At 63.0% G+C, this 23,769-nt stretch carries 23 protein-coding genes and 1 pseudogene; 11 read left to right on the top strand and 13 right to left on the bottom strand.

All coding sequences use genetic code 11. The features are described from left to right. Nucleotides 1–219 precede the first annotated feature (219 nt). The gene (locus tag P2T60_RS16805; protein ID WP_276280388.1) at nucleotides 220–675 is read left to right on the top strand and encodes a universal stress protein; all 456 of its coding nucleotides are present in this window, start codon (nucleotides 220–222) and stop codon (nucleotides 673–675) included. A 165-nt stretch (nucleotides 676–840) separates the two neighbouring features. Here P2T60_RS16805 and P2T60_RS16800 read toward each other — a convergent pair whose 3' ends face one another. Together P2T60_RS16800 and P2T60_RS16795 are read right to left on the bottom strand one after the other, a co-directional pair. Beyond that, nucleotides 841–1,362: a GNAT family N-acetyltransferase gene (locus tag P2T60_RS16800; RefSeq protein ID WP_276280387.1), complete on the bottom strand. Its 522-nt coding sequence runs from the start codon at nucleotides 1,360–1,362 to the stop codon at nucleotides 841–843. Next, on the bottom strand, nucleotides 1,359–1,727 hold the full coding sequence (locus P2T60_RS16795) for a universal stress protein (protein ID WP_276280386.1): 369 nt from the start codon (nucleotides 1,725–1,727) through the stop codon (nucleotides 1,359–1,361). The genes P2T60_RS16800 and P2T60_RS16795 overlap by 4 nt, the downstream gene beginning before the upstream one ends. A gap of 98 nt (nucleotides 1,728–1,825) precedes the next feature. Between P2T60_RS16795 and P2T60_RS16790 the strand changes: the two genes are divergently transcribed. Further along, nucleotides 1,826–2,497, top strand: a complete 672-nt coding sequence (locus tag P2T60_RS16790; RefSeq protein ID WP_276280385.1) for a DUF5806 family protein — start codon at nucleotides 1,826–1,828, stop codon at nucleotides 2,495–2,497. Nucleotides 2,498–2,522: 25 nt separating this feature from the next. Here the strand turns inward: P2T60_RS16790 and P2T60_RS16785 are convergent, their stop codons facing one another. The 6 genes from P2T60_RS16785 to P2T60_RS16760 form a co-directional block, all read right to left on the bottom strand. Continuing rightward, on the bottom strand, nucleotides 2,523–2,924 hold the full coding sequence (locus P2T60_RS16785; RefSeq protein WP_465261670.1) for an HVO_A0114 family putative DNA-binding protein: 402 nt from the start codon (nucleotides 2,922–2,924) through the stop codon (nucleotides 2,523–2,525). Nucleotides 2,925–2,929: 5 nt separating this feature from the next. Continuing rightward, nucleotides 2,930–3,274, bottom strand: a complete 345-nt coding sequence (locus P2T60_RS16780) for a toxin-antitoxin system TumE family protein (protein ID WP_276280383.1) — start codon at nucleotides 3,272–3,274, stop codon at nucleotides 2,930–2,932. Nucleotides 3,275–3,337: 63 nt separating this feature from the next. Next, nucleotides 3,338–4,387, bottom strand: a complete 1,050-nt coding sequence (locus P2T60_RS16775) for a DUF7972 family membrane protein (RefSeq protein ID WP_276280382.1) — start codon at nucleotides 4,385–4,387, stop codon at nucleotides 3,338–3,340. Nucleotides 4,388–4,483: 96 nt separating this feature from the next. Beyond that, complete coding sequence (locus P2T60_RS16770; RefSeq protein ID WP_276280381.1) at nucleotides 4,484–5,101, bottom strand: DUF7529 family protein; 618 nt, start codon at nucleotides 5,099–5,101, stop codon at nucleotides 4,484–4,486. A 557-nt stretch (nucleotides 5,102–5,658) separates the two neighbouring features. Next, the gene (locus tag P2T60_RS16765) at nucleotides 5,659–6,099 is read right to left on the bottom strand and encodes a DUF7112 family protein (RefSeq protein WP_276280380.1); all 441 of its coding nucleotides are present in this window, start codon (nucleotides 6,097–6,099) and stop codon (nucleotides 5,659–5,661) included. Nucleotides 6,100–6,155: 56 nt separating this feature from the next. Then, nucleotides 6,156–6,551 (bottom strand): 30S ribosomal protein S6e, encoded by a 396-nt coding sequence (locus P2T60_RS16760; protein WP_276280379.1) that lies wholly within the window; start codon nucleotides 6,549–6,551, stop codon nucleotides 6,156–6,158. 178 nt (nucleotides 6,552–6,729) lie between these two features. Here P2T60_RS16760 and P2T60_RS16755 point away from each other — a divergent pair, with 178 nt between their 5' ends. Further along, nucleotides 6,730–7,434 carry an SOUL family heme-binding protein gene (locus P2T60_RS16755; protein WP_276280378.1) on the top strand — a complete coding sequence of 235 codons (705 nt, stop codon included), beginning with the start codon at nucleotides 6,730–6,732 and terminating at the stop codon, nucleotides 7,432–7,434. Between the two features lie 17 nt (nucleotides 7,435–7,451). On the opposite strand, the gene P2T60_RS16750 is transcribed toward P2T60_RS16755, so the two are convergent. Beyond that, the gene (locus tag P2T60_RS16750) at nucleotides 7,452–8,120 is read right to left on the bottom strand and encodes a nitrous oxide reductase accessory protein NosL (RefSeq protein ID WP_276280377.1); all 669 of its coding nucleotides are present in this window, start codon (nucleotides 8,118–8,120) and stop codon (nucleotides 7,452–7,454) included. Here P2T60_RS16750 and P2T60_RS16745 point away from each other — a divergent pair. The 3 genes and pseudogenes from P2T60_RS16745 to P2T60_RS16735 all read left to right on the top strand — a co-directional run. Continuing rightward, nucleotides 8,119–9,879 (top strand): annotated as a pseudogene (locus P2T60_RS16745) (NosD domain-containing protein); the annotation flags it as partial. The gene P2T60_RS16750 and the pseudogene P2T60_RS16745 overlap by 2 nt on opposite strands. Before the next feature lie 316 nt (nucleotides 9,880–10,195). After that, nucleotides 10,196–11,119 carry an ABC transporter ATP-binding protein gene (locus tag P2T60_RS16740; protein ID WP_276280376.1) on the top strand — a complete coding sequence of 308 codons (924 nt, stop codon included), beginning with the start codon at nucleotides 10,196–10,198 and terminating at the stop codon, nucleotides 11,117–11,119. Beyond that, nucleotides 11,116–11,937: an ABC transporter permease gene (locus P2T60_RS16735; RefSeq protein WP_276280375.1), complete on the top strand. Its 822-nt coding sequence runs from the start codon at nucleotides 11,116–11,118 to the stop codon at nucleotides 11,935–11,937. The genes P2T60_RS16740 and P2T60_RS16735 overlap by 4 nt, the downstream gene beginning before the upstream one ends. A 45-nt stretch (nucleotides 11,938–11,982) precedes the next feature. Here P2T60_RS16735 and P2T60_RS16730 read toward each other — a convergent pair whose 3' ends face one another. Then, nucleotides 11,983–12,999: a hypothetical protein gene (locus P2T60_RS16730; RefSeq protein WP_276280374.1), complete on the bottom strand. Its 1,017-nt coding sequence runs from the start codon at nucleotides 12,997–12,999 to the stop codon at nucleotides 11,983–11,985. 297 nt (nucleotides 13,000–13,296) lie between these two features. Continuing rightward, nucleotides 13,297–14,100, bottom strand: coding sequence for a DUF8081 domain-containing protein (locus tag P2T60_RS16725; RefSeq protein ID WP_276280373.1), 804 nt, complete (start codon nucleotides 14,098–14,100; stop codon nucleotides 13,297–13,299). 232 nt (nucleotides 14,101–14,332) lie between these two features. Here P2T60_RS16725 and P2T60_RS16720 point away from each other — a divergent pair, with 232 nt between their 5' ends. The 3 genes from P2T60_RS16720 (at nucleotide 14,333) to P2T60_RS16710 (ending at nucleotide 17,064) form a co-directional block, all read left to right on the top strand. Then, nucleotides 14,333–14,869 (top strand): hypothetical protein, encoded by a 537-nt coding sequence (locus P2T60_RS16720; RefSeq protein ID WP_276280372.1) that lies wholly within the window; start codon nucleotides 14,333–14,335, stop codon nucleotides 14,867–14,869. 143 nt (nucleotides 14,870–15,012) lie between these two features. Further along, on the top strand, nucleotides 15,013–16,290 hold the full coding sequence (locus tag P2T60_RS16715) for a cytochrome P450 (RefSeq protein WP_276280371.1): 1,278 nt from the start codon (nucleotides 15,013–15,015) through the stop codon (nucleotides 16,288–16,290). Between the two features lie 231 nt (nucleotides 16,291–16,521). After that, on the top strand, nucleotides 16,522–17,064 hold the full coding sequence (locus tag P2T60_RS16710) for a hypothetical protein (protein ID WP_276280370.1): 543 nt from the start codon (nucleotides 16,522–16,524) through the stop codon (nucleotides 17,062–17,064). Between the two features lie 215 nt (nucleotides 17,065–17,279). Here the strand turns inward: P2T60_RS16710 and P2T60_RS16705 are convergent, their stop codons facing one another. Then, nucleotides 17,280–18,407 (bottom strand): hypothetical protein, encoded by a 1,128-nt coding sequence (locus tag P2T60_RS16705; protein WP_276280369.1) that lies wholly within the window; start codon nucleotides 18,405–18,407, stop codon nucleotides 17,280–17,282. A 719-nt stretch (nucleotides 18,408–19,126) separates the two neighbouring features. Continuing rightward, nucleotides 19,127–20,599, bottom strand: a complete 1,473-nt coding sequence (locus P2T60_RS16700; protein ID WP_276280368.1) for an aldehyde dehydrogenase family protein — start codon at nucleotides 20,597–20,599, stop codon at nucleotides 19,127–19,129. Between the two features lie 161 nt (nucleotides 20,600–20,760). Between P2T60_RS16700 and P2T60_RS16695 the strand changes: the two genes are divergently transcribed. Together P2T60_RS16695 and P2T60_RS16690 are read left to right on the top strand one after the other, a co-directional pair. Further along, a complete protein-coding gene (locus P2T60_RS16695) occupies nucleotides 20,761–21,546 on the top strand; it encodes a DUF7504 family protein (protein ID WP_276280367.1) in 786 nt (261 codons plus the stop codon). Nucleotides 21,547–21,626: 80 nt separating this feature from the next. Then, on the top strand, nucleotides 21,627–23,768 hold the full coding sequence (locus P2T60_RS16690; protein WP_276280366.1) for a CHAT domain-containing protein: 2,142 nt from the start codon (nucleotides 21,627–21,629) through the stop codon (nucleotides 23,766–23,768). Nucleotide 23,769 lies beyond the last annotated feature (1 nt).

The following is a 23,769-nucleotide window of genomic DNA, read 5'->3' as shown; positions in this document are numbered from 1 at the left end:
AGGCCGTCGCGGTGCTGTGCGGGGCGGTGCGGTGACTCCTCGGAGTCGGCGATAGATTGCCGTCGCGGGACTCCGTTGCTTGACCCTGACGCTACCGGCTCGCCTTCTTCGGAGTGGTTCCTGCTGGCGTCACGACCCCCTCTACTCCCGACAAGAACAACACAGTCACGCCCCCACTCGAAGCGAGGATTTTTGCCCGATGCCCGTCCACGTACGCACATGACCGCGCCGCCGCTCGAAGTTGATACCGTCCTCGTTCCGGTCGATGGGAGCGACGAGTCGGTCGAAGCCGTCGAGTACGCCGTCGCCGTCGCCGAACAGTACGGCGCGTCGGTCCATGCGATGTACGTCCTCGGTGAGGAACTCGTCCGGGGCATCGAACGCGGGGCCGTCGCCAAGGAGGACGTTCTCTCGGACACCGAGACGTTCATCGAGGAGGTGCGCGAACTCGCGTCCGACTACGGCGTGACCGTCTCTACCTCGAACGCCTTCGGCTTCTCGACCACCAGAAAGACCCAACATCCCGGAAGCGCGGTTCTCGACACCGCCGAGGACATCGACGCCGACTTCCTCGTGATTCCGCGCGAACCGCTCAGCGGGGAACCCGGCGAAGTGCTGGAGAAGGCCGCCGAGTACGTCCTTCTGTACGCCAGCCAACCCGTGCTGTCGGTGTGAAGTCGCCTACGCGCTTTTTTCGCCGTCACCCCCCTCGTCCGCGTCGTCGTACCCGTTTCGCCGGAGGAACGACTTCGTGAGCAGTGTCGGACCTTCGTGACTGCGCTGGCCGTTTTCCGCGGGCGTTCGGGACTTTGTTCCCGTCGGCGTCCGCTTCGACCCGATTCAGAGCCTGAGGACCATCTCTATCTCGAAGCTCTCGGTGCCGTGGGTCTCGAACCCGACGGACTCGTAGAGATTCACCGCGGCGTGGTTCCAGCGTTCGACCGTCAGCCACACCTTCTCGACGCCGTTGGCCTGCCCGTGGCCGAGCAACGCCCGGATGAGGTTCGACCCGATGCCCGCGCGCTGGTACTCCTGATGGACGAAGATGGCGAGTTCGTAGGCGTCCTCGTCGGGGACCAGCGTGGCGTGACCGACCGCCCGGTCGTCGTGCCACGCGACCACGTTGAGACCGTCCAGCAGGTTCTCGAACCAATCGCGGACCCGCGACTCGGTGGCCGGAGGGATGCCCTGCGCGCGGTCGGCGGGTTCGAAATCGGCGTACATCTCCACGACGGCTTCGAACTCGTCGTCCTCGTAGGGCCGAATCTCCAGTTCCCGACCTTCCTTGTCGGCGAACGACAGCGGCGGCTTCGGGAACGACCCCGCCGCTTCGTCCGGATAGCTACGCTCGCTTCGACTCATCGTACCAGTTTGACGCTGACCGGGGAGTTGAGGAGGACGAACTCCGCGATGTGGCCGAGTTTGATTTTCCCCATCGGACTGCGCTGGCCGCCGCCGAGAACGATTTGGTCGAACTCTTCGCGTTCGGCGAGGTCCACGAGTCGGCTTCCGGGGTCGCCCGAGAGGTGTCTGACACCGGCCGCGAACTCCGCCGTTTCGAGCGCCTCGAACACCCGCGTCTCGATGTCGCGGGTCTCGCGTTCGCTCTCGGGGTTTTCGAGTATAGCTACCGTGAGGTCGTCGCCTGCGGCCTGCGCGCGTTCGATGGTCTCTTCGAGCGCGCGGAGCGAGTCGTCGCTTCCGCCGATTCCGAGCAGGACGTTCATACCTCACCCAACCGCCGCCTCCGACAAAACAATTGTGTAGCCCGCCACCCTTACCACCAGACGATACGCTTTTCCACCTTCCACCGCTACCCGGATTCATGGCAGACGACCCACCGCGTCCGCCCGAGAACGACAAGCAGGACGCCGAACGGTCCGCCGACGACGCCGACGAACGCGACGAGCGAGCGGTCGAAAGCGAAGAGCAAGCCACCCAAACCGAAGACGTTCCGGCGGACGTGCGGAAGTACGAACGCTTCAAGAAGATGGACGGCGCGCAGTACGAGCGGGTCAACGAGTTTCTGCGCGACCGGACCTACATCACGGCCCGCGAGTGGGCCATCGCGCGGCTCTGTGCCGACTTCCGGACCGAGACCGGGGTCGAGATGACAAAAATCGGCGAGAACCTCCCCGGCCTCGTGCCGTTCATGACCGACACCTACACCCCGCAGGCGGTCAATCAGGCCCGCTCGTCGTTCGAGGATAAGGTCCGACAGTCCGGTGCGACGTTCCTCTACGGCGCGATGTCCGGCTTCTTCACCGCCGAGGAGTTGGACGACATGATGTACGAAGTGACCGAGGTGGCGAAGTTCCTGCTCGAAGTCGAGGGCGTGGACTTGTCGGTCGAAGAGGAGTTGGAGGCCGAAGACCGCATCTCGGGCGTGATGCGCGAGGTCCGGTCGGCCAGCGAGCAGTTGCGCCACGACGAACTGGAGTGTCCGAACTGCGGCCACGAGATGGAGACCGGGGACGCCGCCGAGACCGACGACTGACGGCCGAGGCGGATGTAGTCCGAAATCAGACCGGCGCGGCGGTATCGCCCGCGTCGTGCGCGAACGGACTAATAAAGAGGTCGTCGTACGGAAACACGGGTCGCTTCGACTGACCGTCTTTCTCGAAGCGGATGATTCCGAGAGCTTCCAGTTTCGTCAGTTCTCGATGGACGTTTTTCACGTCCCGTCCGACGAGCCGTGCCGTCTCTCGGATACTGTCGGGAGAGTTCTCTCGAACGACCCGAAGAAGCGCGTAAGTGCGCTCGTCGAAGACGCTTCCGAGTTGTTTCTCGTTCGCAAACGTCACTGTCGTCGGTTTTTCAACCGACTCGCCACGGTCGAGTCGTCGAATCGCTTTCAGTCCCTCTTCGTACGTCTCCTCACCGCGGCCGACTGTAACTAAGAGTATGTTCTTAGGTTCGGTCATGTGTATCACTTATTGTGGTCAGATGGTCCGAATCGCGTTATCGGTATTTCGTCCCAAAACCGTTCGTAGAGTTCCGCCATTCCGGGGAAGTCGACGTGTTCTGGTTCTGGGTCGGGTGCGACGTGTCGTTCGTGACCTTTCGTATCCTCGTGTGCGTTGTCGTACCGCCTGATTGTCCCGTCTTCGAGTGTTTTCGAGTCGGGTGTGAGTGCGCCATAGTGGAGCGTATACCGCCATCCCGAGGGATACGAACCGTCCTCGGTCCGACGAACCGAAATGCGAACCAGCGTCCCGTCGTCGTACACCTTCGTCCGTTCGTATCCGTCGAAATCGTCGTCCGTCACGACCATCCATCGTTCGTTGGTTCTATAGCCAACGCTATAAAACCGTTGGTCGGATAACCAACGCAGGGACTACTCTTCTTCGTGCTGTTCGCTCCCGGCGACGAACGGACCGATGAACAGCGTCGATTGGGAGACGGTCGCCAGCCGCGAGATGTACGAAATGAGCGTGACGAACGGCACCAGCGAGACGGTGGCCGCGCCGCTGACGAACCAGAGGCGGTTCTCGACGCCGAGCGTCTGGCCGGGGAACACGCCGGGGTCGTACGTCTGTGCGGCCCAGAACGCCAGCAGGAGCGACGGGAGACCGACGTAGAGGAGCGCCCGCGAGAAGTTGATGAACTCCGTGCGGATGTAGGTCGTCTTCAGATAGCTTCGGGCGATGACGAACAACTCCAAGGCGTTGACCGTCTCGACCAGCGCCTCGCGCTCGTCGTCGTCCAACTGGTCGGCGTACTCCTTGCGAATCCGGCGCAGGTGGCGTATCTTCCCGGAGGTGTCGAAGTCCATCACGGCCGCGACCGCCTCGAAGTCGCCGAACTTGGCGTCGGCGAGTTCCTCGTTCACGCTCTCGGCGTCGGCCGCGAGGTTCTCGGCGAAGTCGTCCACTTCGCTCTCCAACTCGGGACCGCCCGTCACGTCCGCCCGGAGGTCGGTCGCTCGGTCGCGGAGCGCCGACACGAGGTCGTCGAGATACTGGCCCGGCGAGAGCGGACTCACGGTGTCGTCGAGCAGGCCCTCGCTCCGGCGGCGGAGTTCCATCGTGTCTTCTAACCGACCGCGCTGGTCGCTGACGGGACCGAGTTCCGGCGACAGGACGAGTTGATTGATGGAGAGAACGATGGTGACGACCGAGACGATGGTCTTGAGCAGTTCCACCAGCGTCGTGCCGGGTGAGACGCCTTCCGAGAGGAATCGCTGGACCGACACCGGCCCGAACGTCCCGACGACGACGGTCAGGACGAACGTCGCTCCGGCGAGCAGGCCGACGACGAACCAGCGGTTGGCGTCTATCAGGAACCATCGCTTGAAGTCGAACAGCGCGCGTCGAAGTGCGCCCCGGTCGGGTTGCTCGATGGTGTCGGTGATTTCTGTCGGCGAGTCGATGTCCGCTCCGGTCATCCGACGAGGAGTTCGGCGTCCGCCCGTATCGGTCCGTCGGCCGACCTCGGTCGGTCGCAGTCCGGCGCTACGCTCGGCGACTCACTCGCCGTCGGCTTACTCGCCCTCGTCGCCCTCGCTAGACGGCGGGCCGAAGTTCTCGGGTTCGTCGTGGGTGAACTCGATTTGTTCTTCGGTCAGCGTCCGGACGTAGGTCCGCATCTCCCCGGCGCTCTCGGCGGCCGTGAGCATCGCTTGGGCGTTCTGGGCGTCGTAGTAGGCGGGGTAGAGGACCGCAATCTCCCGGTCGCGGTCCTCCATGGCGACCACGAACAGCACCAGACCGTCGGCCATCGCGCGGAACACCTCGTAGGCGTCGAAGGAGGCGTCACCTTCCAGCAGGCCTTGGAGTTCCTCGAACTCGTCGTCGGGTGCCAGCACGTCGAGACCGAACCGGTCGTCGTGTTCGTCGGGGACGAGCGCGGTCACGTCGCCGGGGTGGAGTTGGAGGGTGTCCCACCCGTCGGTCTCGTACTCCTCGGCGGTCGCCTCCATGTCGGCGAGGATGTCGTCCCAGAACTCCGCGGCCCGGAGGTGCGTGCCGGGAATCTCCCCGACGTGTTCGAAGGCGGCGGCCGGGTCCTCCTCGGCCATCTCTTCGAGTTCCGCTTCGTCCACGTCCTCGGGAATCGTCTCGTCGTCCACCAACTCGTCGCGCTCGGCGTCGTCGCTCATGGTTTCGAACGCGACTTTCCGGGGTAAAAGTCTTGGTACTCGGCCACGGGGTGCGCTCGGCGACACCGACCACGGGATGCGCTCGCCCGACCGACCGCCAGCGAACGCTCGGCCGACTGGACCACGGTCCGGGTGTCCGGGCGAGCGATGCGCGGCGCGGGAGGAAACGAGAGACCGACGAAAATGACGGTGAAAGAGAGACCGACGAAAATGACGGTGAAAGAGAGACCGACGAAAATGACGGTGAAAGAGAGACCGACGAAACGGACGACGAGACGCCAGCGACAGGCGTGAGCCAATCATACCGCGACCGCACGGCACCGCCCTCGTCCCCCCCAACCTCCTCACTCCCGTCGCTTCGCTCGGTCGGTGTCGTCCCTCGCGTGCGAGCCGCGGCGCTCGCGAGCGCCGGGGGACAACCCGCGTCCCCCGAGCCGTCGGTCGCTCCGCTCCCGACGACGCCGTGCCCGCACGCGCCGAGGAGAAACAAAAGACTTTCTCTAACGGATGAAATTATTGCTCAAAGACAGCTATACGATTCTAAACGCCGTCGAGAACTATTCGTCCAGTTGCTCCGCAATGCTCGCCAGACTGTCGTCGGGCGATTCGGTGGCCTCGTAGAAGACGCGCTGGCCGGGTTCGCGCAGGCCGTACTTGAATCCCGCCTCGATTACGTCCACGAGGACCGACTGGCCGAACTCGACGGTGGTGTCGGCCAGCCACGACGAGAGGTGGTTTTCGCCGTCGCCGGGGTTGCGCGCGGCCGAGGGCGTCTCGTAGAGACCCCGAATCTCGCGGCCGTCGCCGGTCAGCGGCGACTCGATGCGGGCGCGGTACTCGTGGTCCCCGGCGACGACGCGCACGACCTCGCCGTCGGGGAATCGGTCGGACTCGTCGGCGGGAATCTCGACTTTCGGGCGGTCGAGACCCCCGCTTCGGGCGAGCGTCGAGCGGACGGTCGTCAGCGAGGAGTGGTCGCTTGAGATGCGGTCGGCCATAGCGGGTGCTGGCCGCCAGTAGGGACGTGAGAGAGAAAACCTCTGTGGTCGCGGCGCTACTCGTCGTCTTCGCCGCCGCCGAGGAGGTCCTCGACGGACTCGTCGCCGCGTTCGCTGATTTTGACGTTGAGTTGGGCGGTGGCCTCGCTGACCTCGCCGCCGCGGACGGTCACGCGCTTGCGCTCGCCGTCGCGGGAGGGCTTGTAGCCCGTGCCGCCGTCGAGGAGGACTTCCTTGAGGTTCGGGCCTGCCACGTCGCCGCGCATCGGGCGACCGGCGTCGTCGGAACCGCCGGTAATCTCGACCGTGTAGCCGTCGAGACCGACCGCACCGCCGTCTGCTTCCTCGCCGATGGATTTGCCGAGGAATCGGTTCGCGTCCTGTCCGTCTACGTCGCGCTGGTGGGTCGCCCCGGATTCGGGGTCCGCGACGACGACCTGAAAGTCTGCCATACGGGTGAGAAAGAGGACGTTCCCTAAAAATACGTCGAAGTACCTCTTACCGGTGCGAGTTCGACGCCGCGTCCCCCGGCGTCTCCGTTCGGTCACACGCTGGCCCGGCGTAGATTTACGCGCCGGTCCCGCTGAATCCGTCGCGCGAACTTTTCACGTCGCCCGGCGTACCCGACCTATGCGCACTCGAACCAAGGCACTACTCGCCGGGGTGGGCGGACTCCTCGCGGCGTGGGTCGGGTGGGGAACCTACGTGGACCGAACGACCGAGACAGTCCCCTACGAGACCGTAGAGACCTTCGACGGCGTGGAACTCCGGCGCTACACCCGGACCGTCCTCGTGGAGACCACCGCAGACGACCAGCGAACCGCCTTCGGCCGCCTCTTCCGGTACATCTCCGGCGAGAACGCCGCCGACGAGGAACTCTCGATGACCGCACCCGTGGCGACCGACGCCGGGGGAACCGAGGTTTCGATGACGACGCCGGTCCGGACCGCGTGGACCGACGGCGAGAGCGTCCCGATGACCGCGCCGGTCCGCACCACGGCCAAGTCCGCCACGCGGGACGGCGGCGTCACCATGGCGTTCTACCTGCCCGAGGAGTACACGCCCGGCACCGCGCCGACGCCGACCGACCCGAGAGTCAGACTCGTGGTCGAACCCCCGCGGACGCTCGCCGTCCAGCGGTTCTCGTGGTACGCGACCGACGACCGAATCGAGCGAAACCTCCGGGACCTGCGAGACGAACTCGAAACGCGGGACCTCGAACCGCTCGGCCGTCCGGTCGTCCTCCAGTACGACGACCCGTGGACGCCGCCGTTCATGCGCCGCAACGAGGTCGCGGTCGAAGTCGAGACCGACGGCCCGAACCGCTCCGACTAGTCCGACCGCGAACGAGGTCACCTCCCGAGTAGCCCTTCGCCGATGTCGCCGTAGGAGACGACTTCGCCGCCGTACTCGTCGGCGAACGACTGGGCGTCGCCCTGCGTCGAGAACGGAACGAAGTCCGGTCCCATCGCGCCTTCTACTTCGCTGTCCACGACGTACTGAACGTCCTTCGCCCGCGCGAACGACTCCGGAGCGGTGTGCGAGGAGATAGTCGTCGTCCCGCCCTGCGTCGAAACGTCGTAGTCCACCGACGAGTAGTCGGTGACGTAGGCCGCGTCGAGGTTCCACCCCATCTGCTCGTGTTCGAGTTTGTACGGGAAGAAACACTGCTTCAGCGAGTCGAATCGCGCGGGGTTGTCGTGGCCCTCGGGACTGTCGCCCTCGTAGAAGAGTTGGCCGTTGGGACCCGGATGCTTCTCGACGACCATCCCGCACGCGTCGCAGTCGAGACCCCCCGCGACCGAAATCGCGGCCGGGACCTCGCCGCCGTCGCCGGTCAAGCCACCGAGACACCCCGCGAGAGACGCCCCAATCCCGAGCGCACCCGCCCGGAGAACCGAGCGCCTGCGCCCGTCGGTCGGGTCACGGCGTCTCCCGGTCGCGTCGCCGCGGTGGTCGCGCGTGCAACGGTGGTGTGAGTCGTGGGACGGGGAACGTTGCTCTCGGTCCGGCGAACACATGATACCTACTCTAGACCGGGAGGATCTATACCTCCTCGTCCGTTTCTCGGAAAGTGAAAACCGGGGAAAGGGGGTAAACGTGAGCGTCGCTTACGATTCCGGCAGTACCCTCCCCGCGGAGGTCCCCGACGAGATGAATCCGAAACACGTCCTCGCGGTCCTGTTCGCCTTCCTGCTGGTGAGTAGCGCCGCGTTCGCGGTGGACGTGGGCGCGCGCCGCCCCGAACCGGTCCCCTTCGAGGACACCATCGACATGGGGATGACCGCCGCCACCACCGTCGAGGCCCGCGAGCGCGGCGTCGAGATTCCGCGCGCCGAAGTGTTCTACTCCCAGTATCGCTACGTCGTGGGCTACCACGGCGTCACCTCGCTGGTTGACGAACTCGCGCGCGAGGGCCACGCCCGACAGTTCGGCGTCCCGCTGACGGTGTACGTCAGCGACTACGCCGACGCCCGGTTGGAAGTCGGCGACGACGGCTACCTCCGGAAACCCGACACCCCATCGGCGTACGTCGGGTGGGTCGCGGCCGAGGACGCCTACTTCGTCGTCGGGAGCAGAGCGCGAACCCCGGCGGGCGAAGCGGTCGTCCCCTTCTCTACCCGGTCGGCCGCCGCGGAGTTCGCCGCCGAGTACGGCGGCGAACTCCGCCGGTGGGAGGCGGTTCGAGCGACCGACTTCGGAACCGGGGCCGCGACCCGCGAGTCGTTCCGGACCGCGGTCCGCGAGCGACATCAGTGGGCCGACCAGCGAGTCGCCGACGCCGACCGACTTCTCGACCGGCCGGTCTCGGTGGTCGTCGGCGAGGACGCGCCGACCCTCGCGGCGGCGGTCGATGCGGCCCCGCCGAACACCGCGGTTCGGGTCCCGCCCGGCACCTACGACGCCGACCGCACGACCGACGACCCCCTCACCATCGACAAGCCCCTGACGCTCCGCGGTGCCGGGAACGCGACCCACCTCCGAGGCGACGGAACCGGGACCGTCGTGACCGCGACAGCGCCGCGCGTGGCAGTCGCGGACCTCCGAATCTCGGGCGTCGGCGGCACGCTCTCGGCCGAGAACGTCTCGACCGACCGGGCCGACCAGTGGGACTACCGGGTCCAACTCGGCTACGGATACGGTGACGCTGGCGTCACACTCGACTCGGCCAACGGGTCGCTGGTCCGGAACGTCTCCGTCGATACCCCCGCGAACGGCGTCGTCGTGCGCTGGAGCCAAAACGCCGTCGTGGAGAACGTCACCGTCGTCGGAAGCGAGGAGTGGACCGACGGCTTCATGGGCGTGATGGTGATGCGCTCGCGGGTCGTCGTGCAGGACTCGACGTTCGTCGGGGGCCGCGACGGGGTGTACACCCACCTCGCGGACGGACTCGTCGTCAGGGACAACCGGATGGTCGGCCGCGACGGGATGCGCTTTGGCGTCCACGAGATGTACACCTCCGGCGCGCTGGTCGCCAACAACACCGCGACGGGAACCGACATGGGCGTGGTCGTGATGACTCGGCCGACCGGTAACCTAATCGTCGGAAACGAGGTCCGCGATAGCTACTCGGGCGTCAACGTCGGCGGTCGGGCGTCCTACGTCGCCGAGAACGTGGTCGTTGACAACCACTACGGTCTCGAAGCGCCCTCGCGGACCTCCCTCTACGAGCGCAACGTCGTGGTCGGCAACGACGTGGGATTCCGCGCGTCGTCGCTCATCTCGACCAACCGGGTCGTGGCGAACGACTTCGTGGACAACGACCGGTACGTCTCGGCGTCGCTCGGTCCGCTCCGGGTCTGGACCGGCGACGGCCGGGGCAACTACTGGGCCGACGCGCCCGGCGCGGACACCGACGACGACGGCGTGCTGGAACGACCCTTCCACCCGAGCGGTCCGGTCGATAGCCGGGTGGACGACGTGGACGGAGCGACGACGCTGGCCGAGTCGCCCGCGCTGGCGTCGCTCCGGGCGCTTCAGGGTCTCGTCCCCGGCCTGCGACCCACGGGCGTCGTGGACGAGGCACCGCTGCCGAGCCAGTTCGACCCGACCGCCTCTGTGAGGCGGTCGAGTCGAACCGGACGGGAGGTATCCCATGACGGACAGAACTCACTCCGAACGACCGAGCGACCGAGAGACCGACGAGTCGGACGACAGAGAGACTGCCGAATCGAGCGAGCGGACGACGGTCCTCGACGTGGCGGGTCTCGGCCACTCGTTCGGCGAGGTAGACGTGTTCTCGGACCTGACGTTCTCGGTCGAGTCGGGCACCGTCACCGCGCTGGTCGGCCCGAACGGGTCTGGGAAGACGACGCTCCTACGGGCCGTTCTCGGCCTGTTGGAACCCGACGAGGGGTCGGTGTCGCTCGCGGCCCCGGCCGCGAGCGACGACGGGACGGGTGGGAAGACGAACGAGACGACCGGCGAGAAGCCGACCGCCGAGACTGGGGGGAAGACGAACGAGACGACCGGCCGCGAGGTCGGCTACCTCCCGCAGAGTCCGACGTTCCGCCCGGCGTTCACCGTCGCCGAGACCCTCCGGTTCTACGCCGACCTGCTGGACCGCGAGGTAGACGTGTCGGCCGTCGTGGAGCGCGTCGGCCTGTCGGAGGCGAGCGACCGCCGGGTAGAAACCCTCTCGGGCGGGATGACGCGGCTTCTCGGAGTCGGACAGGCGATTCTGGGCGACCCGCCGATAGTCGTCTTGGACGAACCCACCGGCGACTTGGACCCCCGGATGACCGAGTACATCTTCGACCTCGTGGCCGACCTCGCAGACGACGGAATGGCGGTCCTGCTTGCGACTCACAACCTCTCGGGGGCCGAGGAAGCAGACACCGTTCTCCTGCTCGACCACGGCGACGTGGTGGCCGACGGGTCGCCCGACGACTTCGTGGCCCGGACCGACGCCGACACCTTTCGGGGGGCGTTCCTCGAACTCACGGGCGGCACGCGCCCCGACGCGGCCGACGAGACGACCGCGCCGACCGTCAGCGTCCGGACGCAGGGTGACGAATGAGCCGCCAGTCGGTCAACCGACTCTTCGCGGTCGTGGGCCGGGAGTTGACGACGGTCGTCCGGACCCGGGCGTTCCTCGCGCTCGCCGGAGGATTCGCCGCAGTCGTGGCGGTGCTGGCGTGGACCGCTGGCGCTGTCGGCTACGTTCCGCTGGTCCTCGACCTGCTCACGCCCGTCGAGGTGCTGGTGCCCGCGCTGGCGCTGGCGTTCGGCTATCGGTCGGTCCTCGGCGACGACGAGCGCGGCGAACTCGACGTGATTCGGACCTACCCCGTCTCGCGGGCGACATTCGTCCTCGGGGTCTACCTCGGGCGCGCGGCGGCGTTGCTGGTCGCACTCGTCGTCCCGCTTCTGGGGGTCGCCCTGCTAGTACCCGCCTTCGGCGGCGTCGGGACGACGGTCATCGCCTCCCACGCCGCGATGGACTCGCCACTGCTCTACCTCCGGTTCGTCGTCCTCACGGCCGCGTTCGCACTGGTTCTGATGGGCGCGGCACTGGCGATTTCCACGACTGCGGGGACGACCCGCGCGGGCATCGTGGTCGCGGTCGCGCTCGGGGTGGCGCTCGTGGTCGGGTTCGACGCGGGCATCGTCGCCGGACTCGCTGGCGGCGTCGTCCCCGAGGGTGCGCTCGAGCTGGTCCTCGCGCTGAGTCCGAACAGCGCCTTCCGGGGTCTCGTGCTGGAGACTGTCGTCGGCGGTGTCGAATCGGGCGCTCCCGCCGCCTCACCCGTGGCGAGCGTCCTCGGCCTCCTGCTGTGGTTGGTCGGGACGCTCGCCGTCGCGGTGGTGACGGTGTGGCCGGAGTCGCGGCGGTAGGTGTTTCTCACTGCAAAAAGACGCCGATTCAACCGTAGTCTGCCATCAGCGTTGTTTCTCGATAGCGAGATGACTCTGCATGAACTGTTCCATCATTCTGACCATCTCGTCGCTTTCGAGCGAACGCATCCCGAAGTCACGTTGGTACAGCGCGTCCCGGCGGCGCTTCCAGTCGGCGACGAACTGCTCGACGATTCCCGACGCCTCGACGCGACCAATCACCCGTTCGGGACTCATCTCTCCAGTTTCGAGTTGTTCGAGCTCTGCCCCGTCGATAATTCCCCGATTGAGTGCTTCCACGATGATACCCGTACTGTAGTCGCCTTCGTATATTTCTAGCTCCCACGTCGTGACCCAGTTGCCGAGTCGCCACATGTGCTGGAGTTCGTAGACGATTTGGCGGAACTCCCGGAAGTCGTCCATCTCGAACGATGGCGAGTACATCAAATCGATAGTCCAGAACAGGAACGACCCGATACCCTGCGTGTCGAAGTACCACATCTCTTCGGAGTTCATAAACGCGGAGTACTCGTCCGACATCTGCGTGTACTCCATGGCTTGGACCGTCTCGCGCAGGTTGAACGTGAACGGGTCCTCGAACTCTTCGAACCGCGGCGCGGATTCGAGATGGTCGATGAGCTCGGTCCACACTCGGCGGATGCTGTCGGCGTAGTTCGAATCGATGTCTTCGCGCTCCCAGTCCGGTTCGGACTCGGGATAGGCCGTCTTAGCGAGTTCCCAGAAGGTCGCCTCGTCGCCCAGTTTCTCGGCAATGTCGTCCATCAACGTCGTGTACAGAGCCATCAGCGTCTTCGCCTCGGCGGCGTCCTGTCTGTGTTTGTCACCGACGCAATCCAACGTCAGCATATCGCCGCAGACGTACCACATCCACTTCCACGTGAACAGCTTTCGGTCCCCGAGAACGCCATCGTCTTGCACAATGTCGTTTATTTTGGGCGGTAACGTCGCCGATTCGACCTCGCCGAGAATCCGCTGTTCGACTTCCTCGTCGTACTCGAGACTGAGGTCGTCTACCGTCGTCGTATCGTTAACGGGTGACATCGTTGGGACGGTGATTCTCCCGGTGTTCCGGCCATGGTTCGCTATCGGCTTGTTGAACTGTGTGTGGGTTTCACCGCTCTTTATCGGCCTAGATGCGTTCTCCGTCATCGTGTCAAATAATTTTGTATATGTTTAATCAATCATTTGGTATCCTATGTTATAATTAGGATATAATTTAAACAATTCAAAATTATGTAATATCCGATTTACGACGGTGGTAAGAGTAATTTACGAATGCTTGAAGGGTGGAGATAGACTTCTGTCTGAATCGGACACGCCCCACTTGCGAGAAGCGTCTCAAAAGTCCCGTAGCGATGCGTTGACTCGATACACCTGCTGGTCGTCGTCTCTCTCCTCGACCCCGAGCTTGGTCGTTTCACCGCCGTTCGCGTCACCGCTGTCCGGTTCGACGGTCCGAACCCACGCCGTGTATCTGTCGGGCAAGTCGTCCAACTCGACGCGAATCTTGAGGACGGACGCTTCGCGTGCTTTCGCCCGCATCGCTTCGCGTTGACTCCGCTCGAACGACCCGTCGCCGGTTTTGACCTCGCACCAGTACTCGGTGAGAACCGGCCGGTCGGGACCCAACCGGACGACTGCACGGCAGTCAGGTTCCCACCGTCTGTCGGACCCGACGACGACCGGGGCCGGGTCGGTGTCGAGTTCGACGCGGAGTTCGTCTCGCTCGCGGTCCGAGAAGTCAACGTCGGGAAGGTCGGCGTCTACCCGCGCGAAGTGGGTCAACAGCGGCGGATTCACCTCTGGCGTGAAGGCGACTGCTTCCCCGAGCGCACCGTACTGGTTGGCCTCGGTGTCGAACGTCAGTCCCTCGGTGGGCGACCCCTCGGGGTTCTGCGTCCGGCGCTCGGGCCACGCCACGAGATAGCCGTCCACGTCGTCGGGGTCCTGCGGTGCCGCTCGCTGGACCTTCACCGGAGTCTCGCCGCCCTCGGAGAGTTCTCTGGCGCGCCGGTGAGCGGCCGTCTCGGAGTCGAACTCGAGACGGTCGCCCTCGGTGATTGCCACCCGTCGCGCCGCCTCGTTGACCTCGCGCGCGCTGTCTTTGACCGCGACGGTGAACGACTCGGCGTCGAAGTTCATTACGGACGACTGGTCGCGCGCGGTATTTCAATCTGAAGATGCAAGCGTATCGGTCTGGAGGGAGTTTCGAAACGGCCCTGACAGCGTCGGGAGAAGGACTTCGTCCGTCGAGCGGTGTAGTTATTTTTATACTTAAGACCAAACTCCGGAGATGTTTCGAAATACTACCCAAAATATAAAACAGTTTATATATTTCAGAATATTTATAACTCATCAGTTGCTTGCAGATAGTATGGCAAAGTACGACGAAAACGCCGAGGTAACTGGTAGATACATTCACGCGTTCATCAACTCTACGGGAGAGATTTCGAGTATCTTCGAAAAGAAGACCCGCGAGATGTTTCAGGAGGTCATTGGCGACGTTGACCCGGAAGGATGGTACAAAACGGGCGAGGTTGCCGAGGTGTTCCAGCGTATCCTAGACGACGTGGGTGCTCAGACGATGAAGGTGGGTGGAGAAGCGTCTGGGAAGGAAGTGCCAATTCCGGACGACGCGACCCTCGAAGAAGCGTACGGGGCAATACTCGGAGCCCACAAAGAGGTGTTCAAAGGTTCGGACATGGAGTACCCCGGTGGTAAGTACCTGTACGAACTCGACGGACGTTCGGCGCGACTCGGAGCAGACGAGGCGTTTCTACTTCCGAAACCGTTCGCAAAGGGCGTCCACACTGCGATGATTGAGGAGTACGGGCCGGAAGACGCCATCCCCGAGTTCGAGGAAGTGGAACCGAAAGACCGCGAGCAGTTCGCGTGGGAAGTGACTTGGTAAGTCGCTTCGAGACGGACTCTACGGAGGAGACGCGCTCCGAACGTTCTCACGTTTAGCGTATCCGTGAGAGCAGTCTGAAGACGCCCTCTTTTATATTACCTATTATATAAAGGTTTTATAATGGCAGAGATAAATTGAGAGGCATGAATTCAAAAAATAAACGGCCTCCCATTGTCGGGACGCTCGCCGAGTACCAGCAAGCCCCATTCGAAACCCGTACCGAATGGGCAAAAGAGGGTGACGTAGTTCGGATTACCGGCCCCGAAAAAGACCATTACATGGTTTCTCACCCGGATTTCGTGGAGGGAGTGTTGATTAAAAACAATGAAGACTACTACAAGTTCGACCCCTACAAACAGATTTTCGGCGGCGGTGTGGTCGCGGTGGAAGGAGAACAGTGGCGAGCGCAACGCGGCGAACTACAACCGTTCTTCCGAGCGTCACAAGTACGTTCGTACTGTGACTCGATTAGCGAAATCGTAACCGAAATCGCAGATGGTTTGACGGACGGCGAGACGTTCGACGCCCACGAGGTGATGACGGACGTAACCCTTCGGGTGATGCTTCGGGCACTGTTCGGCGAGATGGAAGAAGACAGAGCAATCACCGAAGCTACCGATACGATTACCCACTGGTTCAGGGAGTCGGCAAGTGCAGGGGAGATACCGGAAAACGTCGAAAAAGAGTACGAGAGCGGGAGAAAGCAGTTAGTCAATCGGGTCGAGGAGATGATAGAAGACAGAAAACAGAACGGGAGTGGCGACGATTTGTTGTCGACGCTGGTTACGGTTGGGTCAGACAGCGAAGCGGACTACACCGACGAACGAGTTCGTGACGAGATGATAACGTTCCTGTTCGGCGGCCACGAGACGAGCGCAATTCTACTGACGTACGTTCTCTACTTCGTCGCAAACAAACCGAAAGTGGAGGAACGTCTCGTGGCCGAAATCGACGAGGTGCTCAACGGTGACGACCCGCGCGCACGACATTTGGACGACTTGACGTACACAGAGCAGGTGATAGACGAAACGATGCGATACTGTCCACCTGCTCACGCTATCTTCCGAGAAACGGCCACCGACACGACTCTCGGAGATTACTTGATTCCGGAGGGCAACGTGGTCCAACTCCCCGAGTGGGTGATTCACCGAGACGAACGCTGGTGGGACGCACCCGACGAGTTCCGGCCGAGTCGATTTGCAGGAAGCTCCGACCGTCACTCGTTCGCGTATTTCCCGTTCGGAAGCGGACCGCGACAGTGCATCGGCGAGCAGTTCACTAGAACGGAAGTTAAAATGGCGCTCGCCGCGTTTTTCGACCGGTTCACGTTCGACCGCGAAACGGAGCAGTTCGACATGTATCCCAGTCTCACTGCCGCCCCCGACCGACCAATCAATCTGACAGCGTACGCGCGTGAGTGACGCCATTTTAGCCTATCTTATATTTATCTACCGGATTATCTTTCATGATAACGGGTTCAAAATTTCTACTCAAAATGAGATTTTTCCGAGATATATCTGGCCCACACCGCCGATATTCTTTTATATTTGTACCATTTACCTTCTAGAATATATCGGCGATATTTCTACTATCGATTTAAAACAAAGGTATCTTCCCCAATATTTATAGCATGATAGAATTTCTTATCTAATATGTCCCGTTACGACGAAGATGCACTGGCGGACGGACAGTACATTAATGCCGTAATCGAAACCATGGGAGAAGTTTCCCCTATCTTCGAGAAAAAGACGCGCGAGATGTTCAAAGAGGTCCTCGGTGACATCGACGCCGACGAATGGTACCGGCTAGGGGATGTCGCCGAAGCGTACAGCAGACTCACTGACGAAGTAGGTGTCCAGACGATGAAGCAAGGTGGCGAAGCATCGGCACAAACGCTTCCCTACTCCGACGACATCAGTCTCGAAGAAGCATACGATAAACTGGACAAGACGGTTCAGGAGGTCTACCAAGATTCCGACATGAAGTACCCCGGTGGCCGCTACACGTACGACTTAGACACCGCCGCACGTGAGGCCCGACTCGGAGCAGACAAAAACTGGGCGCTTCCGAAGCCATTCGTGAAGGGAGTCCACACTCGGATGATAAACCGCTTTGGACCGACCGATGCGAACCCGCATCTCGAAGAGTCGGAACCGGAGGGAGACGAGAAGTTCGTGTGGGAAGTGACTTGGTAGGTTACTTCGCTATCGCGGACGCTCCTACCGGTACTTCCCGAGGACTACCGCCGAAGCTACTTTTCCGAGAACTACCGTTCCAGAACCGTTTCGTAACTTCCGGTCCCCAGACAGAACAGTCAACCTCACTTGCGTCGCCACTGCAGTGCGAGACGCTCTTTCATGGACCCTCCGGGTCAGAGAACTCTATCACACCGCTTCTAGGATACTGACGGTCATCGGTACTCGCTAGTTGCGAGATGGTTGCGCATCATCCGCTCCATCATCACGACCATCTGGTCGGCGTCGAGCGACTGCATCTCGAAGTCCCGCTCGTGCAACCGGTCACGTCGGCGTTTCCAATCGGCGATGAACTGCTCGACGATTCCCGACGCCTTGATGCGGCCGATGAGTCGCTCGGGGTTCGTCTCCCCGGATTCGAGGCGTTCGATGTCCGTCTCGTCGATAACGCCGTTGTTGAGGGCTTCCACGAAGACTCCGGCCGAGAAGTCCTGTTCGTAGACCTCTTCTTCCCACGTGGTAATCCAGTTGCCGAGTCTCCACATGTGCTGGAGTTCGTGGACGAGTTGGCGGAACTCCCGGAAGTCGTCCATCTCGAACGACGGCGAGTACATCAGGTCCACGGTCCAGTAGAGGAACGACCCGATTCCCTGCGTGTCGAAATGCCACATCTCCTCGGGGTTCATGAACGCGGAGTACTCGTCCGACATCTGTGTGTACTCCATGGCTTGGACCGTCTCGCGCAGGTTGAACATGAACGGGTCTTCGAACTCGTCGAACCGCGGCGCGGACTCGAGTCGGTCCATGAGTTCAGTCCACACTCGGCGGATGCTGTGAGCGTAGTCCGAGTTGATGTCTTCGCGTTCCCAGTCTGGTTCGGCCTCGGGGTATGCGGTCTTGGCCAGTTCCCAGAACGTCGCCTTGTCGTTGAGTTGCTCGCCGATGTCGTCTACCAGCGTAACGTAAATCGCCATCAACGCCTTCGCCTCGTACGCTTCTTGCCGATACTCGTCGCCGACACAATCGAGAGTCAGCAGTTCGGTACAGACGTGCCACACCCACTTCCAGGATAGTTCTTCTCGGTCACCAAGCACGCCGTCGTCGAGAATGATGTCTTCGATGTCCTCGGGAAGTTCCGTCGTTTTGATTTCGTTTAGCACTCGTTTCTCGACCCGGTCGTCGAACAGAATTCCGAGGTCGTCCACAGTCGCCATCTCTTCGACCGTTGACATGGTTGGAACGTTGACTGTACTGGCACTCTGGCTACCGCCAATCTCCGGCGTGCCGGGTTGCGAGCGCGTCTTCTTCATCTGCTCCACTTCGCCTGCGAACTTGTTTGCCATATCTCGCGATATATATCTATCTTTATTTAAGCGTTTTGCTGAATTAAAGGTTAGTTCGATAGAAAGCACGATTGTAACGGAATTATCCCCCCATTCAGTTAATTTATTTAGAATACAGTATAAAAAGGGTAGCTCACAGGGAAATATCGGTTCAATTCGAGGAGGAGTGCTAAATATACAGTACTTCGCGCGAAAATCTGACCGCCGACCGCGACCATCTCGCGCGCGCCGACGCGCGCCGCCCAGAATTGGGTCGGTCGAGAGCGCGCGAGCGACGGTCGCTCGAACTCGGATTCGAGTTCACCACCGGTCGCTCCGCGAGACCACCGGTGGTCCGGTCTGGCGCGGGGTCGTCCCGCACCAGTGAGTCGAACCTCGTAGCGACCGACCGAAAGTAAACATTTTCCATCTTCTAGCAATTATTTATCTGTCTTAGAGCAACATTTCCCGTCTTTGAGGCGTCGAGCGTCGGCCGAAAGCGGGTGCCTCGCGCGCCCGCTTTCGATTATCGCGGTCGCTCGCGTCCGTCTCGTCCCGATTCCGGGTCCAACCCGTCCCGGTTTGCGGGCGCACGCGCGCGCGTTACGCGCGTGACTAACACTTGAGAAAATTAAATAGGAGACTGAAAGAAAGATGGAGACGGAACGGCAACGCGAGCGGTTAGCGAACGCAGTCGCCGCTGGCGACTGCGTTCGCAACGAAAAGAGTACTCGCGGCGGTTAGAAGGGGTACTCGCGCTTCTCGGTCTGGGTCGAAATCCACTTGGTCTGGGTGAACTCGTTCAGAATCTCGTCGCCGTCGTACCGGCCCATGCCCGACTGCTTCATCCCGCCGAACGGAATCGCCGGTTCCTCGTTGACCGGTTGGTCGTTGAGGTGGACCATACCCGCCTCGATTCGGTCGGCGAGGTCCCGCGCGTAATCGAGGTCGCCCGCGTGAATCGCCGCCGCGAGACCGTACTCGGTGTCGTTGGCGAGTTCGACCGCTTCCTCGTCGTCGGCGAACGGAATCACGGGCGCGACCGGGCCGAAGTGTTCGTTGCAGGCCGCGGCCATGTCGTTCGTGGCGTCCGAGAGGACCGTCGGTTCGACGTAGAGGTCGTCGTGGTCGCCGCCGGTTTCGAGGGTCGCACCGGCCTCTACGGTCTGTTCGACGTACTCCAGAATCTGGTCTCGTTGGCCCTCGTCGATGACGGGACCGACGACGTTCTCGCGTTCGCGCGGGTCGCCGATTGGCAGACTCTCTGCGCGGTCGGCCAACTGCTCTACGTACTCGTCGTACACCGATTCGTGGACCAGATGGCGGTTGATGGAGATGCAAATCTGGCCCTGATGGAGGAACGAGCCGAACACCGCGCTATCGACGGCGGCGTCAACGTCGGCGTCCTCGGTCACGACGAACGGGTTGTTGCCGCCGAGTTCCATCGCCGGGAGCGCGAGGTTTTCGGCGGCCGTCGCCGCGACGTGCTTGCCGACCTCGGTCGAACCCGTGAACGCCATCACGTCGAGTTCCGGGTGGGAGGCCATCCGGTCGCCCACGTCGGACCCGCGTCCCGTCACGACGTTCAGGACGCCCTCGGGCAGGCCCGCCTCCTCGAAGAGTCGCGCGATGAGCAGACCGCCCGTGATGGGGGTCGCCGAGGCGGGTTTGAGGACGACGCTGTTCCCGAGCGCGATTGCGGGCGCGACCGCCCGCATCGAGAGGTTGAACGGGAAGTTCCACGGCGAGATGACTCCCACGACGCCCTCGGGCACGCGCTCTACCTCGTTCTCCTTGCCGGGAATCATCGAGTCCGAAGTCTCGCTCCCCAACTTCCCCGCGAGACCGGTCGCGTGGTGACACATCCCTTGGGCGGTCTGCCACTCGGCGAACGCCTTCGCGTTCGCGCTCCCCGATTCGACCGCCAGCGACTCCAGAATCTCGTCGCGGTGGTCGTCTAACAGGTCGATGGCGTTCCCGACGATTTCGGCACGCTCGTCGGCCGACCGGTCGCTCCACGACGCTTGGGCCGCGGCCGCCGCTTCGTAGGCCCGGTCTACGTCCGACTCGGTTGCGGCCGGAACTTCGGCGACCTGCTCGCGCGTCGCCGGGTTCTCGACTCCGATTGTCTCGTCGCCGCTCGCTTCGACCCACTCGCCATCTACGTACAGTGCATTCCACTCGCCGTCGGTGGTGAAGCCTCGGTCAGTCACGACTCGACCTTGGAGTTCGAGCGTGAAAACAGGGTCGGATGACGACGGGACGCCCGCCTCAGCGCCCGACAACCGCTCGAAGCTGGAGTATTGTGATTGCTCGGCCGACCGGCGACGATTGACGAAAATTTATAACCGACGGCGATAAAGCTTCGTTTTAAATGAGCAAGGTAGAACTAAGAAACGAACGCGGCGACGGCCCGCCCGACGACAGTCTGGCGCGATTTCAGTCGAAACTCCGGCAACTCAAGAGCGAGGGCTGTAACCTGCTCGTCGTCGGCGACGCACCGCGAGAGGTGTTCACGCGCGCCAGCGCGAGCATGCTCGGCGACCCCGACGCGCGCCGCTGGCGGGTGTTCGCGCTGACCGACGCGAGTCCCGAGAGCGTCTACGACCGTCTCCCGGCGGCGTCGGCCGCACCGCGCCCCCTCTCGGAGACGACGAAAATCGTCAACCACGCCCTGCCCCCGAGACCGATAGCCGACCTCGCGGACACGCCCGCGTCGTCGGTCCCCGAGGTGTCGGTCGGAGACGCGAACCTCACCGGACTCCGGACCGAACTCGGCGAGGCGATGCGGGAGTTCTGTTCGCAGAGCTACCGACCCGCGGAGGTCCGCGTGACGGTCGATTCGCTCGCGCCGTTGCTAGACCACTACGAGTTCGATGTCGTACGGCGATTCCTCCGGGCGGTCGGCGAACGCGTCTACGACTGCGACGCCATGGCACACTACGTCCTGCCGCGGTCCTACGACAGCGAGTGGTGTCGTCGCCTCCGTCCGGAGTTCGACGCCGTGGTCGAGCTCCGGACCGCACCCGAGGACCCCGCGCCCGAAGAATCGTCTCACGACGAGACCGACCAGTCGAACACCGGAACGCGGTCACACTACGCCGAAGAGCGCTGGCACCTCCCGCAGTCCGATACCACGATGCCGTGGATTCCGCTTTGAGACGCGGCGTTATAGTGCCACAGGTGTTTTGTAGTGTGACCGTTACGCTTCGATAGCAGTCGTACTCGCGGAGGTCGCAGATGGTGCCGAGGTTCGACACGCTCGACGAGACACCCGGATTCGAGGTGGTAGACCCCATCGAGACCCGCAGGTTTCCCCTCTCGACGCCGAGTGCGGTCGAACCGACCCCCGCCGACCCCGACTCGTTTCGGTTCCCGGTCACGTCCGCCTGCACCATCGAGACCAGCGCGCTCACCCTCCCGTACACCGTGCTGGCGTACGTCTGGGACGCCGACGGTGAAGTTCTCTCGGAACTCGCACACGACGAGTCGGCCGAGTTCCCCCGCGACGAGTACCTCATCGAACTCAACGTCCCAATCAAACTCTACCTCCGCGTCGAGTCGGGTGTCCGCATCGAGTCCGACACCGACTCGATGCGCCTCGTGTTCGAATCCGAGACCCCGGTGACGGTCGGCGCGCGGTCGTTCTCCGAGGACCCGACGGGGACGGTCACGACCACCGACGACCCGGTAGACGTGATGGCGGCCGTCTCGACGCTCGGGTCGGCACTGGAGACGACGACCTGCGAGCGGTCGTGGCCCACCCTGCGCGAACATCCGCCGCGAGTCGAACGCGGCGACGAACTGTCGGTTCCCGACGGCATCGAGGTCCCCGACACCGGCGTCACCGTCGAGGTGCCTCCGAACTACGACGCCATCTACTCGGTCGCACCGCTGGCCTACTACTTCGGCGCGGAAGTCGTGTCCGGTGACACCCCGCGACTGACAGTGGGGGAATTCGAACGCCGGTTCGACGGCGCGGAGGGATTCGAAGACGAGGTGGTTCGGACGCTCGAACAGGCGTTCTTCCTCGACTGCGTGACTCGTACCGAGGGCCACTATCAGGTCGAGTTAGCCGACCGAAATCACGTCGAGTCGGTGGTGGACCTCGACTTCGCCGACCTGTATGACGCGCCACTCGACGAGCAACTGTCGGCGTACTTCTCGGTTCCCTACTCGACGCTGGCCGACACGATGCCGACGTGGCACCGGGTCGCCTACGTCCGCCCCGACCCGGAGAACGTCGAGACGCTCCCGTATCTGGTCAACGACCTCACGGTCCTGCGGACGCCGCCCCAACCGTCTTACGAGGAAACCGAAAAGATGCGCGAGACCCGGAGCGCCATCGACGACTTCAAGCGCACCGCTCCCTCGACGGTCAGGTCCTCCCGTCGGCCCGACGAGGCCGACGGGTCCGACTGGACGGACGAGTCCGACTGGGCGGTCGAAAACGGGCGACGGCGGGGCGTGCCGCCCATCGAAGAGTACGTCCACATGCCCGACGCGGACGCACTCGAACTCGCGTGGGTCGGCGACGGGACGCCGATACGCGGGACCAAAGTCCTGCCACAGGCGTTCCGAAACAGCAAGTCCGACACGAGCGAGGACATCATCGACATCACGGTGGTCTGCAACGACGACGAGATGCGCGAGGAGTGGGACGCGGTGGCGGAGGTGTACGCCAACCGCGAGACGGTCAACTTCGACGTGGACGTTCACTTCGACGCGTCGATGGCCGAACTCCAGCGTCTGTTGCAGACGCCGACCGACCTGTTCCACTACATCGGCCACATCGACGGACGCGGGTTCGAGTGTCCCGACGGAATCTTCGACGCCGAGGCGCTGGACGGCGTGGAAATCGAGGCGTTCGTTCTCAACGCCTGTCGGTCCCACGACCAAGGCATCGCGCTGATAGACGCCGGAAGTCGGGCCGGTATCGTGAGTCTCGAAAACGTCGGCAACCGCATCGCAGTGGAGTTCGGCGAGACGCTGGCGAAACTCGTTCACAACGGGTTCAGCGTCGGGAGCGCACTGGAAATCGCTCGGAAGTACACCGCCATCGGGACCCACTACATCTCGCTGGGCGACCCCGGTCTGACCCTCGCCCAGAGCGACGACGTGATTCCGCTCACCTACGTCGTGGACGACGAGAGCGCCAACCAGATGGCGCTGACCATCCACGGCTATCCGACGCGGGAACACTCGATAGGGAGCGTCTCCAAGTCGTATCTCGAAGACGGTCCGCAGTTCCTCTCGACCGGTCCCCACAACGTGCTAACCGAGCGCGAACAGATGCGCGAGATTCTCGCGGACATGCCTCACACGCCGCTCATAATCGACGGAAATCTCGTGTTGGGCCGCGAGTGGACGAACTGTTCGTAGT

The sequence above is a fragment of the Halorussus caseinilyticus genome (genome assembly GCF_029338395.1).
In the GTDB taxonomy this organism is placed as follows: Archaea; Halobacteriota; Halobacteria; order Halobacteriales; family Haladaptataceae; genus Halorussus; species Halorussus caseinilyticus.
Note: the sequence above shows the minus strand (reverse complement) of the source record. Positions and strands in the feature narration are given on the sequence as shown.